Here is a 13625-nt window from a genome sequence, read left to right as displayed (position 1 = left end):
AGTCACCCAGCCGTGTCGTGAATGTACTGGTTGATCACATCCACCTTGTCGGGAGGCGGTTTGGGCAACGCCACGGGCAGCGGGCTGAGGTACTTGATCCGTCCTTTGGGGACCGGAACCGTGACCGGTTGCTCCGTGCTGTAGGTCACCGGGTCGTCGGTGAAGTTCGGCCCGGACACGTCCACCGAGATCGTCAGGCTGATCGAGTCCACGTCGAAGTACTTGTCCGAGAACACCTCCCAGAGCGCGTTGGTGAGATTGGCTCTGGTGACGACCACCGGCGGGTACGTGTCGGTGCCGATCGTCGGGGTGATCGTCACGGTGATGTTCGACTTCGGCAGGTCGCGGATCTTGAACCGGACGAAGACATAACCGACCTGCGCCACGGTCAGCACCGGGACGTGGTCCGTGGTCGCCGGCTCCACCAGTTCCGCCACCACCATGCCGCCGCCGGGCGCGGCGACCGCGCTGGACAGGTTCACCCGCGGGTCGTCTCCGTCGTAGACGAGCCGGCGGCGCAGCATGACCTGGTCCTTCGGCCAGCCGTCCAGGTCGTCGTCCAGCCGCAGCCAGGACATGCTGACGATGTCCTTGGGATTGTCCGCGGTCCAGATCGCCGGTTGCATCGCCGCCTTGGGATCCTTGCTGGTCAAGGTGTAGTGGAAGCCCTGGCCGAGGACGCGCAGGTTCGGCTTGCCGTCCGCCTGCGGGTCGTTGTAGTCCGGATAGCCCGCTTCGAGTTGGACGGACACGATCGGATCGCGCAGCTCGGTGCCGTCGGGGAGCTTCTCGCTGAAGTTCACCGCACAGGTGGCCGCGACCTGCACTTTCTGGAAGTACTGCCCGATATCGACGATGGCGAGATACTTGCCGAGGTTCGCCTTGACGGCCGGTTCGAGGTCGTTGAGGTCACCTGATACCGCCTGGTCGACGGATATGGTCTCGTTGAGGATGATTGTCTGGTCGTATTTGATGCCGCGCCGCTGATGATCGGCCTTCAGCGACACCGACGCGCCGCCGAACACGCTGGACCACCAACCCCGGTCCGCTGTGGCCTGTGAGTCGGTCTTGCCCGGATCCCAGTCGAAAATCTCCGCCTTCACGACTTCCATGGCGGCTTTGCGCATGTCCTCGACCTTCTGCTCAACCCAGTCCTTGAGCTTCGGGTCCAGCGCGGTGCCGTTCTCCTCGATCTCGGTGGTGATATCGCCGTTGGTGAGACATTCACTCCAGGCGTAGCTCGCGGAAATGGAGTCGAACCACCCGAACCCGGCTTCGCCGGCCGCGGAGAAGGAGTCGTAGACCTTGTCCACGTCGACGTGCACGGTCGCGGTGATCCCGTTGACGTAGAACATCTCCTTGAGGTTGTTGGTGACGACGAACGGTGACACTCCCTTGGTCAGGCTGCCCGCGATCGCACCAGCCGCGAACTGGTTGCACGTCACGAGGAACGAGCAGTAGCCGTGCTGCTCGATGCTGCCTTTCCCAGTGGACTGGGCGCTGATGTACATGGGTGTCCTGGTGCCGTCGGTGGCTTTGATCAGGTCGGGCACCGCGATGGTCACCGAGCTCTCCGCGACCGGCACCAGCCCCAGCCGCGGCTCGGGCGCACCGGGCTCGTAGTTGAAATAGGTGGCGATCCGCTCGGCCGCCGACGTGTGGTCGCCGGACTTCAGCTTCTCCACCGCGTGCGCCAGCACGCTGTCCGGGATGGCGAACGTGGTGGTGAACGAGCAGAATCCGCCGCCAGATTCGGCCGCGCCGTCGACCGTCTCCACCGAGCCCATCCCCAAGGTGGTCTCGCCAGTGGCCAGACCCTTGAAGACGGTCATCCCGAAGTCGAAGTCCGCCGGCGAGGTCTCCTTCTTCGCAAGATAGACACGCTGCGGCTGAAAATAGTACTGCGTCGGCAGACCGGCCGCTTTGAGTTGTGGATTGTGCGCGTCGGGATAGATCTGCAGGGTGTACTGCCTGCCGGTGTCGTCGTTCGCGACGACCTCGACGAAATCGGGCCCGAACAACGGGCCGACGCCCGCGACAAAATCGTCAGCCATGGCATTCACGCCAATACGCAAGCGTGTGCCATGGTCACGAAGGCCCCGAGCGCGAACGACGCGGCGATCACGACCAGACCCAACGCCACCTCGGCCCCGGCCTCGGCGAGCAGGGCCACCGACGATTCGGTGATGATCACCTTCGCGATCAGGCCGGCCAGGGTCCCGCCTGCGGCGAGACCGATCGCCGCGGCGCCGCCCACGACCCGTTTCACCCGCGGATCCAGGCGATCCCACCAGTCGACCAGCGCCTCACAGAACGCCATGGCCTTGTCCGTCGCGTCATTGAATGCCTTCCCGGCGATATCGCGGACAACTTGCCCCACCTCGGTGCCGCGGGCCTCAATGCACGCCGCGAAACTCTCCCACGTAGTGGCCATTCGTCACCCCTCCATCACTCATGCGTTCGCTTCGTCGGGATTGGCTTCCAATGCCGCGGTATAGCTGTCGCGCGCCACCCCGATCACGGTGCTCAGCGGCAACTCGGCAGTCGCGGCGATCGTCAGTAACTGCCCACCCGGGACGTCGACACTCTGACCGTCCTCGTCCAGCAGCGTGGACATGTCCACGCCGCTTTCCGCGACGGCGTCAAGGGTCGATACGTCGGCCTGGTCGAGGTCGGCCAGATAGTCCTCGACCGCCCCGATCTGCTGAACCACCTCGCTGGAATCACCGACCGAATCACCGTCGACATCCACGCCGAGCTCATTCGTCAACGCCGCGGCGTAATCTTCTCTGAATCCCATGCCCCAGGGTCGACGTGACCCAGGTCACTGTTACGGCCGTACGTTGTAACGATTTGGTCCACACGGCAGAGCACGGCACGAGTTCGGCGGAGCTTTCGAGGGCCTGGCACGGCCGTTGGGCCGTCGATGCCCAGTCCGTTGAGGAACAGGGCGATTGACGGTATGCCATATGGTCCCAGTTCGGGCCGTGGGCGAGGTTGAGCGCGTCTCACATCCCGTTGATCAGTCGGCGCGCCTGATTCGGAAACTCTGCCTAGGATCACTACCGCTTACCAGTGACGGTCCGGTGCGCGGCCGTTGTGGCGTATTCCGGAACTCTCTGGAATCGGTGGTTCAAGCCTGGGTGCGGTGAGAACCCGGATCGATTGCTGCGGAGGGATGGCCTGTGGTGCCGGTTGTGTGGTCGAGCACGGTGAGGTCGGCAGGATCGGACTGGTCAGGCAGGGCCACCCACGCGATCTCATGGATCTCCTTCACGTGTACCTCGACAGGTCGGAACATGTCTGGGTCGATGACTGCGGAGTGCCGAACGACATCGTCGAACACTCTCTGGGACACGATCAACGCGACGACACCGGATGAGCGACACAGGGCTTGTTTGACCGGTGGTGCGTCCAGCAGGCGGAAGGTGGTGGTGACCGCGGTTGAGGTGGCGCCGTGGTTGTCGAAGGCGATTTCCCCGGTGTGCACGGCCATCCTCAGTCGAAACCGTTGGCGGTCGTGACTGGTGTTGTTGTGGGCGCGGACCGCACGGGCCAACGCCTGGGGGGCGATGTCGACCAGCGATTCTTTGGGAACATCGGGTGGCACCAGGAGAAACACCGCGTCGCCGCGGTCTTCGACGCGACAGTGGTCCCACAGGACTCCGGCGGCGCACAGCGCCTGTTCGACAACTGTGTACAGGCCGGCGCGGGTGCCGAGTTGATGGGGGAGGGTCCGTGCTGGGTCGCCGAAGTCTTCGATGTCGACAGCGATGATCGTGCGATGGACCGCCGGCCCGGCTTTCTCCCGTCCGGCCTGTGCGGGCCGATGCTCCCGTGTGGACCGTTGGGTCGGCGAGAAGCGCCTCCAGAATGCGCGGCTCGCGCAGACCGTACCGCCGCCCACGACCAGCCCGCCGCCGATCGCGGCGGCCGGTCCGAGAGTGGGCGCGAGCAGCCAGGCCAGCCCAACAACCACACCGACGATGACTACGAGGATGACCGCGAGACACAGCAGGATACGGGATACCGCCTTGGATCCACTGGTCATCAGCGTGATCGCGTTAGCCGTGTAGTCCTTGTTGGTCAGGGTGCGGTGAAGCAGTTCCAGGACGGTGGCCGGGGCATTCTGATCCACCGGCGTGGGGGCGTGACCGGGCTGGTATGCGGGGGGTTGACGGGTCGTGGTGACTCGTGTCCTGACTAGCAGTAGCAGGACGACGGCGGCTGCTGCGCCGATGATCCACCACGTCATGACGACGCTCCCTTGTGGGCTAGTGCGTCTGCAGACCGTCGTATGTCGAGCCGGTCCAGCGCACTCCGTAGGCCAGGCCAGGGACGAGCTCCTGGAACCGGATGTGGATCTCCCCGGAGGAATCCACCTGGACGGGCTCGCGGACGGCGAGCGGGTCCTCGATGTCGCGTTGGAACGCGTGCGCGAGCCGCCACACGCCGGTGGGCAGGTGGTCCAGGTCGAAGCGGACCCGCAAAGTGAACTGGCCGCAGCGGTGACGAGGTACGCAGACGTAGTGCGGCAGCATGGGCTTGTTGTCCCGTAGGCGGAACCGCAGGCAGATCTGGTGCGACTCCCCGCGCTGCAAAGGTTTCGGCAGTACGAGTCGAAAGCCGTACCGCTCGCCGGATTCCATCACGACCGTGGCCAGCCGGCCGCCGTGGAAGATGTCGATATCCAGGTCGTTGGTTCGCGCGGTGCCGGTGCGCGGGTCCGCGGTGAGTGTGAACGCGAAGTCGACGTGATCGAGGTTGTCCTCGTCGGCCACGATCCTGCGGGTCTCGAAAACCTCCGGCGTTGGCAGGTCCAATGCTAGGGATGTGTTCAGCTCTTCGGTGTGCCAACTGGCGGTTGGCTCCCGAATCGGGGTGTTAGGTTGGACCGGTACGGCGCTGGCAACTTCGGCGAGTCGCTCGATGGCGTCGTCAATCCGCCGGCGTGTGGCGCGTTCGTCGCGATCGAGGTGTGCGCAGGCTAGGCGCACGCGGTCCTGGTAGTACGGCAGCCGGCCGTCCTCGGCCACGCCGAACGCGATCAGGGCGACCACCCGCAGGTCGTGTGGCAGCTCCTCGGCCCAGCGCAGTAGCGACTGGGCGACCTTGCGTCGAACGTCCGGCGCCCGGTCTTCGCCAGACGACCCGGTCAGGGCACGCAGGGCCGGGCCGATCCGGTCGCCGATCGCGCTCGCCAGGATGCCCCGCCCTCTGCGCAGCACCTTCAGTTCTTCGACGAGTTGCGACACGGGAACGCTCACCGCGAAAGCAATCTGGTCACCGGGTGGGCGGCGGTGGTCCAGCTGGTGCGCAGCGGACGTAGGCCGTGATGCGGCCGACCGGGCACACATGGTCGACCGCGATGCTTGGGTTGGCGAATGCGAGTAGCGGCCGGCGTGCGCCGGTCGTGGGAGGCGTGACCATAGGAAGGTCTCCTGTACAGCGGCCCAGATGGGATATTTGTGTGTCGCGACGCTCTCGCCCGTTGCAGCAGCCGAGAGCGCGGTGGTACACGGCGATTGTCGCGTATGCCGCCGGCGAGAGGAAGGGGCAAGACGTGCCATCCAGGGCGCGGTCCTTCACGACTGGCTACCGCGTGCTGCTGGCAATCAGTCAATGAGCAGAGCGGTCGCCCGCTGCAACGGGCGACCGCTTGATCCGAGCACCCATCTGGGCAACAGACAGTGCCTCGGTGCGAGACTGCCGAGCGACGGCCTCGCGATGTTGAGTGTCGTTCTTCCCGGATCTCGGCTACAAGACCAACAATTGGTCAATAACTGGACACCGGCGAACTCCTCGGCCGTGGTCAGCCACACCTCGGCGGGTCGGGCTGCCGCCAGCAGATCAAGGAAGCCGCTCGACTGAGTCCCGAGGTCGGAGGCGCCCGGACTCGCTACGCATCCGGTGATCACGTCCGGTCGGCCTCACCGGGAGTACACGACAGTTGATGCCACGAGGTCACCGCTGTCCTGCCCCTGCCCAAGCGGTCGTCGGCTGGACGCCCTGGGTAGGAGATGCCGACACAGCCCCGCGTCCGCAGGGACAACTCGATCAGATCACCCAGCCCTTGCTGCGACAGGGGAACAGTCCCGTGTGTGTGGGGACAACACTTCCTGACCTGCCCTCTTGCTGCGCGTCCCAGCGCCGCAGCCAGTCCAGTCGATCTGCGGTCGCACCCTCGGGTTCATGCAGACCTCCGCTCAAGGTGGTGTGGTGCACGATGATCGCTCGAACGCCACTGGGTGTCGACCAGGTCCGCCATGCTGCCGATCGTCCGGCGCCGGCGCCGTTCGGGTGGTGGTGCGGTGAAGTCGCTGATCCGCTCGGGAACTCTTAGTTGGTCTGTCTGGATCGGACCCAGTCGGTCAATGAAATGGTGAAGACGCCGCCACACCATTGTGTGGGGAAGCTGCAATCTCCGGAGGTGACTGCTGTGGTCCCGTCCGGGGTGACCTGAAGGTATTGGAGGCTGGTGGTGGCCGCGGCCGGGGGGATGGCCAGGTATTGCTGGCTGGTGGAGTCGAATATCACCAAACTGTTGGTGCGGTCGCCGGACCATTGGTGGAAGCTGAGGAATCGTCCTGTCCGATCGGCGGAGTAAGCATCCTGTTGCACGGTACAGGAGTAGGGGTACAACACTGTGGGTGTCGCTCCGGGGGTGGTGCTGGTTTTCGCCGGTTGGGGGCTGTCGCGGCAGTAGTCGGTCAGGACCGTGTAGTAGACCCATTTCCTGTCGCCGCTCAGCGCGAACTTGCTGCCCTTGGATTCCCCCCAAGCGGGCGGGTCTGCCCGGTGGCGGCGTCCAGGACAACCAGCCGGCCGGGCCACTCGGCGGGCGAGCCTGTCAGTTGGTAGAACACGTAGGTGGTCGCGTCCTCGGATACAGCGACCCTGTGGGCCGGCGGAACTGATGCAGACGCGAACGAGGTTCTCGCCAAGCGCAATGTCGACGCAGGCCAGATTTGTCCATTATGGATGGATAAAATGTGTTCCTCATGCATCAGCGGAAACGCGCTATGCGCGCCGGTGGTGACCTATGCACGGGACGGCAGATGCCTGGATTTGCGGACGGTCAGCGACTGAACTGGCATCGTCCGGCTGGTTGACCCGTCTACGTCCGAACGGGGAGTCGTCACATGTCGTCGTCCACCGCAGCCAAACTCATGCTTGCCCGCTTACGTGACCACGGTGTGCGGCACGTATTCGGAATCGTCGGCAGGGAGGCGTCGGCGATCTTGTTCGACGAGATCGATGGCATCGACTTCGTGCTGACCCGGCACGAGTTCACCGCGGGTGTCATGGCCGATGTGCTGTCCAGGTTGACCAATCGTCCGCAGGCTTGCTTCGCGACGCTCGGGCCCGGCGCGACCAACCTGTCCACGGGCGTTGCCACATCCAGGCTGGACCGAAGTGCGGTCATCGCGCTCGCCGCTCAGTCGGAGTCGTACGACTACTTCCCAAACGACACCCATCAGTGCGTTGACACCGTCGCTGTCATGGCGCCACTGACCAAGTTCTCCGCGCAGTTGGCGCGTCCCGAAGACATTGTCGATCTGGTCGACTCGGCGGTGCTGGCGTCGAGCGTCGAACCGCTCGGTCCGAGTTTTCTCAGCCTGCCGGTGGATCTCCTGGGTGCCGAGTGTGCGCAGCCGGTCACACCGATTGTTCCGTCCTCGCGTGTGCGCGGTGTGGTGGACTCGAACTGGAAAGCCGAGTTGGAGCTGGTCGTCTCCTCGCTGGAACGGGCAGCGCACCCCGTGCTGGTCGTGGGCAGCGCCACGATCCGAGCCGAAGCGGTGGAAGCCCTTCGCGCCTTCGTCGAGCGACTCCACATTCCGGTGATCACCACCTATACGGCCAAAGGCGTGCTGCCTTCCCGCCATCCGCTGAACTATGGCGCGGTGAGTGGATACATGGACGGCATCCTCGGGTTTCCCGCGCTGGACAGCCTGTTCGGGCCTGCCGACCTTGTCATCACGCTCGGGTACGACTACGCGGAGGACCTGCGCCCGTCGATGTGGTCGAGGGGTGTGCCCAAGACCGTCGTGCGCGTCTCCGCGACCCACAACCCGATTCCCCGCGTGTTCCGGCCCGACCTCGATGTTGTCGTCGACCCGGCCAGCTTCCTGGCCGGCCTGGAGTCGCGCACTGCCGGGTTGGCGCCACGGCAACCGCACGACATCACCGAACTGCGGCAGCGGATCGCCGAGTTCCTCGCCGATCCCGAGGACTACTCGGACGGCATGCGAGTGCACCAGGTCATCGACACGATGAACTCGGTGCTGAAAGGCGGCACGTTCGTCAGCGACATCGGCTACTTCCGTCACTACGGGGTGCTGTTCGCCAAGGCTGACCAGCCGTACGGCTTCCTCACCTCCGCCGGCTGCTCCAGCTTCGGCTATGGCTTGCCTGCGGCGATGGCGGCGCAGTTGGCGCGTCCCAACGAGCCGGTGTTCCTCATCGCGGGCGACGGCGGGTTCCATTCCAACAGCGCTGACCTGGAGACAGTCGCGCGGCTGAACCTGCCGATCGTGATGGTTGTGGTCAACAACAGCCGTAACGGCCTGATCGAACTCTACCAGAACTTGGGTCACGGCCGGTCACACAACCCCGCGGTCGGCTTCACCAACGTGGATTTTGTCCAGCTGGCCAATGCGAACGGCGTCGAGGGGGTGCGGGCCGAAGACCGTACTGGGCTCGCTTCGGCCCTGCGCAAGGGACTTGAGCTGCGCCGGCCGTTCCTCGTCGAGGTGCCGATCACCTACGAGTTCTCGGCGAGCGGCTTCGGCGCGCTCGACATCTGACCGGCTCCGACCACAGCACAAGGAGAAGAGTCGAATGGGGCGCCCCCAGATCACGGGGTTTTCGATCCGCGTCGGCGGCTCCGCGCCGGACCTCCCCCGGCTCAGCATGGTAGCGGGCCAGCTGACCCCCGTGTCCACTTCAGATGGTGGAGTCACCTGGAGCGGGTGGGCAGTGACCGACGGTTCAGCGCCAACGATCGCTGGCGACGGGGTGGGTGTGCTGCTCGCGGGCGAGCTTTACCACACAGCTGCACTGCGCACGGCCATCGGATCGGCTGCGGACGGGGTGAGGACCGGCGCTGAGCTGCTGCTCGCCTGCTGGCTGCGCTACGGCACCCCCGGGTTGCGGCTCCTGGACGGCCGGTTCGCCGCAGTGGTCGTCGAAGGTGGCACTGTCGTCGCGACCACCGACCACGCTGGCACCGTGCCGCTGTACCTGCGCTGGGGGACCGACGCGATCGAGCTCGCGACGGAGGCCAAGGCACTGGTGGGTGGATGTCACGGCGGCTTGCCGGTACCCGGCACGCAGCTGGCGCCCGGTTTGCCGCGCGTGCGCCGCATCCAGGCAGGCACGGCCGTGACCATGGTGCCGGAAACCGGCTTCGCGACCGCGATACGCACGTGGCGGCCACCGATGCATCGGATCGTCCTGCCGGAGGACGTGGCGATCGCCAGGGTCACCGCCGTACTCGACGAGGCCGTTCGGTCCCGAGTGGATGGTCGTCGGGCGACAGTGGTGCTCTCCGGGGGGATCGACTCCAGTTCCGTCGCGGCGCTGGCGCACGGCGTCGGCGCGCTCGCCGAGTCGGTCTCGCTCGGCACCGATGCCGGTGACGAGTTCCCGGCGGCGCGAATCGTGGCCACGCATCTCGGCACGCGGCACGCGGAGTTCCGCATCGGCGCCGAGGATCTCGTCCGACAGCTGCCGTGGGCGGTCGCGGCCGCCGAGATCGTCGATCCGGACGTGCTGGAGTACCTGCTACCGCTGGTGGTGCTGTACCGGGCGTTGCCGGGCGACGGCCGGCACATCCTCACCGGCTACGGCGCCGATATCCCGCTCGGCGGCATGCACCGCGGCGCACGGCGCCTCGACTCGTTGGATGAGGTGATCGCGGTCGACATGAGCACGTTCGAAGGGCTCAACGAACTGTCGCCAGTACTCGCCGGTGTCGCAGGACACTGGACTACTCATCCGTTCTGGGATCGGGCTGTGCTCGACCTGCTCACCATGCTCGAACCCGGTCTCAAACGCAGGCACGGCCGCGACAAGTGGGTGCTGCGGGAAGCGATGCGCGGACTGTTGCCGGAAACCACCGTGCACCGGCCGAAGCTGGGTATCCACGAAGGTTCCGGCGCCTCCAGCGTGTGGACGTCGATGTTGCTCGGAGCGGGTGTGGCGGCGGTCGACGTGCCGGCCGTCAAGCGATCCGTGGCGATCGCTTTGCATGAACGCGTTGTCGGGCGGGCGGAAGCGCCCGAGGACGTCTCGTTCGAGGAAGTACTCCGTGAGGTAGTCGCCAACTGAACCGTGAAGGTGGTCCGATGACAGCACCCTTGGCCGACTATTCGCAGTTCGCGGGCAAGCGGCTGGCGCTCGTCGAGAACATGTTGCACCACCCGTTCTCCCTCGGGCTGCGCCAGGCCCAGGAGCATGGGTTGGAGGTGTGGCTGCTGATCGGAGACCGCAACTGGTACACCCACGGCCGCGACTGGGACGCCCATCCGATCTCCACTGTGGACAGAGTGTTCGATGTGGACACCACCGATCTGCGAGCGGTACTCGACGTGGTGACCGACGAGTCCGGCAGACCTCTTGTCGACGGGTTGGCGTCCTACTCGGACTACCACACCGCGCTCGCGGCCAACGCGGCCAAGCGGCTCGGGTTGCCCGGACCCGATCCCTCGGCGGTGGAAGCCGCCAACTTCAAGGATCGCCTGCGGGTGGCGCTCGGCGATGAGCCGTTCAACATCCCGCACGTCCTGGTGACCGGGCACGAACAGCTGCCAGCCGCGGCCGCCCGGCTGGGTTTCCCGATGATCGCGAAACCGCCCGCTGAGGCGATCAGTTTCGGGGTACGCCGGGTGGATGACATGGCCCAGCTGGCCGACGCGTGGGAGGAGCTGTCCGAGGTACGGCGCAGCCTGCGCGGCCAGCCGAGAGCCGGTCACGTGTTGCTGGAGCAGTACGTCGAGGGTGTCGAGGTTAGCGTCGAAACGATGACCGTGGACGGTCACACGCACTTCTACGGGGTGACGTCGAAGGATCTGTTCGGTGACCCGGCATATGTCGAATGTGGACACACGTTCCCAGTCCCGCTGGCGGACGACGAGCGCGAGCGGTTGTACCACGCGGTGGGCCGGACTCTTGAGCTGATCGGCTACCGACACGGACCGTGTCATACCGAGGTGCGTCGAACCGAGACCGGATGGCGGATCATCGAGGCGAACCCGAGGACGCCATCGAGCTGTATGACCATGCTCGTCACCGATGTCACCGGGCGCAGCCCGATACTCGACGGGTGGCTGCTCGCGCTCGGCGAGAAGCCGACGATCGAGCCGGTGATCCACTCCGGTGGTGCCGCTGTGCGGATGCTCTACCCCAAACAGCGGGGTGTGCTGAAACGCATCGATGGCATCGCGGAAGCGCGGGCGGTACTCGGTGTTGAGATGCTCCTGCACGTCGAACCCGGCGACCCCTTGTTGCAGCGGATGGACAACTCCTCCTGCGTGGGGTTCACCTACTGCAAGGGCTCGGATCGTGTTGCCGCGCAGGAGTCCGTAGACAAGGCCGCTGCTTGCCTTGATTTCGTCGTCGAGGACGCGGTCCAGTCATGAACGGTTCAATGGAACCCCAGCGGGTGCTCGCCACCAGCTCCCCGCGCTACGCCCAGGTGGCCACCTTCATGCGGCTGCCGTTGGTAGCCAACCCGACCGGGCAGGATGTGGTCGTCCTGGGTGCCCCGTACGACGGCGGCGCCAGCTACCGACCGGGCGCCCGGCTGGCCCCCCGTGCCATCCGGCACGAGTCGTGTCTCATTCACGGCACCGGCATCGACCGGGGCCCGAACGTCTTCGATGTGATCGACGTTGTCGACGCGGGGGACATCGACCTGAGTCCGTTCGACATGGAGCTGGCGATCGAGACGGCGACCGCTGCGCTGACCGAACTGCTGCGCGCCAACGACGCATTCCTCATGTTCGGTGGCGATCATTCCCTGTCACTGCCAGGGATGCGGGCCGCGCACGCGAAGCACGGGCCTCTCGCCGTGCTGCACCTTGATGCGCACAGCGACACGTTTCCGCCGGTGTACGGGGGACTGCACCACCATGGAACCCCGTTCCGCTGGGGACTTGAGGACGGCCTGATCCACGGACCCAGCATGATCCAGGTGGGCATCCGTGGCCACAATCCCAGTCCAGACTCGCTGGAGTACCCGCGTGGGCGGGGCGTGACTGTGGTGACCGCATGGCAGTGCGCGGGCGAGTCGGCTGTGCGGCGGATCGCCCAGCAGATCCGTGAGGTGGTCGGCAACCGGCCGCTGTATGTGTCTGTGGACATCGACGTCGCTGATCCCGCGTTCGCGCCGGGCACCGGAACACCTGCCCCTGGTGGTCTCGCCTCGCGCGAGGTGCTCGCGTTGCTCGACGGGATCGGCGAGCTGAACCCGGTCGCTTTCGACGTGGTGGAGGTGTGCCCGCCGTTTGACTCCGGTGGCATCACCGCGCTGCTCGCCGCCGAGATAGGCGCTGAACTGCTCTACCAATACAGCCGGGCACACCGCCGCGACCTGGCTGATACCGCTGAGCCGAAAGGGAAAGCCGTGACCACGACCTTCGAGTCCCCGGTGATCGACTTCACGCCGCACCACCGGTTGCTTGACGAGCTGCGAGCAACCCTGCCGCAGGTGCCCAGGCAGGACCTTCCAGCGTACTTCGCGTCCGCCAAGACGGCCGCCGAGCGCCTCCCGGCTGATATCCGCGAGCGGTTGCTGTCGTTCCGCGACAACGGAAATGTCGCCGGCTACCTGCTGCTGCGGGGGCTGCCGGTCGAGGTCGAGCTGCCGCCGACGCCGACGAGCACCCCGGCGCCGGAGGACCGGCCGCTGATCGCCGCGGAGGCGTGGCTGGCCATCGTCGGCTGCTTGCTCGGGCTGCCGACCGGATACCGGGAACTGCGGGTGGGGACCGTTTATCACGACGTGTACCCGTCGCCCAACGCGCACTACCTGTCATCCGAGACCTCGGAGACGCTGCTCGAGTTCCACACCGAGATGGCATACCACCAGCATCAGCCCCAGTACGTGATGCTCGCCTGCTCGCGAGCCGACCACGAGCACAAGGCGGCCACTCTGGTCGCGTCGGTGCGCAGGGCCTTGCCGCTGGTGGACGCGACGTCCAGAGCGAGCCTGCTGGCCAAGCCGATGCCGTGCTTCCTGGACGTGGCCTTCCGGGGCGACGATCCAGAGGAGAAGCGTGGTCCGGCGGCCAACGTGCAGGTGTTCGACGGCGACCCGGGCGACCCGACGCTGGGCTACGACCGGGAGCTGCTCTCACCCGACAGCGCGGAGGCCAGGACGGCCTTGGACGCGCTGACCAAGGCACTGGACGATGTAACCGAGTCGATCAAGCTCATCCCCGGGGATCTGGTGATCATCGACAACTACCGCACCACGCACGCGCGCACACCGTTCACCCCGCGTTGGGACGGCAAGGACCGCTGGCTGCACCGGATGTACATCCGCGTGCCCGCGCGCATGCAGGGGACCGGCGAGCCAGGCGACGTAGTGTCGTTCATCCCTCGGTGACTTCTCCGAG

At 65.9% G+C, this 13625-nt stretch carries 9 protein-coding genes; 4 read left to right on the top strand and 5 right to left on the bottom strand.

The features are described 5' to 3' along the window. Positions 1-2: 2 nt before the first annotated feature. The 5 genes from EV192_RS13895 to EV192_RS13875 form a co-directional block, all read right to left on the bottom strand. The gene (locus EV192_RS13895) at positions 3-2054 is read right to left on the bottom strand and encodes a hypothetical protein (protein WP_132115035.1); all 2052 of its coding nucleotides are present in this window, start codon (positions 2052-2054) and stop codon (positions 3-5) included. A gap of 5 nt (positions 2055-2059) precedes the next feature. Then, positions 2060-2434, bottom strand: a complete 375-nt coding sequence (locus tag EV192_RS13890) for a hypothetical protein (protein ID WP_132115033.1) — start codon at positions 2432-2434, stop codon at positions 2060-2062. Between the two features lie 18 nt (positions 2435-2452). Then, positions 2453-2752, bottom strand: coding sequence for a hypothetical protein (locus tag EV192_RS13885; protein WP_132115031.1), 300 nt, complete (start codon positions 2750-2752; stop codon positions 2453-2455). Between the two features lie 381 nt (positions 2753-3133). Beyond that, complete coding sequence (locus tag EV192_RS13880) at positions 3134-4255, bottom strand: hypothetical protein (RefSeq protein WP_132115030.1); 1122 nt, start codon at positions 4253-4255, stop codon at positions 3134-3136. A 19-nt stretch (positions 4256-4274) separates the two neighbouring features. Next, entirely contained in the window at positions 4275-5267 is a 993-nt protein-coding gene (locus EV192_RS13875) for a hypothetical protein (RefSeq protein WP_132115028.1), read from the bottom strand. Between the two features lie 1875 nt (positions 5268-7142). Between EV192_RS13875 and EV192_RS13870 the strand changes: the two genes are divergently transcribed. The 4 genes from EV192_RS13870 (at position 7143) to cs1 (ending at position 13615) form a co-directional block, all read left to right on the top strand. Then, positions 7143-8810 carry a thiamine pyrophosphate-binding protein gene (locus EV192_RS13870; RefSeq protein WP_132115026.1) on the top strand — a complete coding sequence of 556 codons (1668 nt, stop codon included), beginning with the start codon at positions 7143-7145 and terminating at the stop codon, positions 8808-8810. A 172-nt stretch (positions 8811-8982) separates the two neighbouring features. Then, positions 8983-10335 (top strand): asparagine synthase-related protein, encoded by a 1353-nt coding sequence (locus tag EV192_RS13865; RefSeq protein WP_165960375.1) that lies wholly within the window; start codon positions 8983-8985, stop codon positions 10333-10335. Between the two features lie 17 nt (positions 10336-10352). Next, positions 10353-11645, top strand: a complete 1293-nt coding sequence (locus EV192_RS13860; RefSeq protein ID WP_132115022.1) for an ATP-grasp domain-containing protein — start codon at positions 10353-10355, stop codon at positions 11643-11645. Then, positions 11642-13615 carry a clavaminate synthase Cs1 gene (gene cs1 / locus EV192_RS55715; protein WP_243726806.1) on the top strand — a complete coding sequence of 658 codons (1974 nt, stop codon included), beginning with the start codon at positions 11642-11644 and terminating at the stop codon, positions 13613-13615. Before EV192_RS13860 ends, cs1 begins: the two co-directional genes overlap by 4 nt. Positions 13616-13625: the final 10 nt, after the last annotated feature.

This window comes from Actinocrispum wychmicini (genome assembly GCF_004345645.1).
In the GTDB taxonomy this organism is placed as follows: Bacteria; Actinomycetota; Actinomycetes; order Mycobacteriales; family Pseudonocardiaceae; genus Kibdelosporangium; species Kibdelosporangium wychmicini.
Note: the sequence above shows the minus strand (reverse complement) of the source record. Positions and strands in the feature narration are given on the sequence as shown.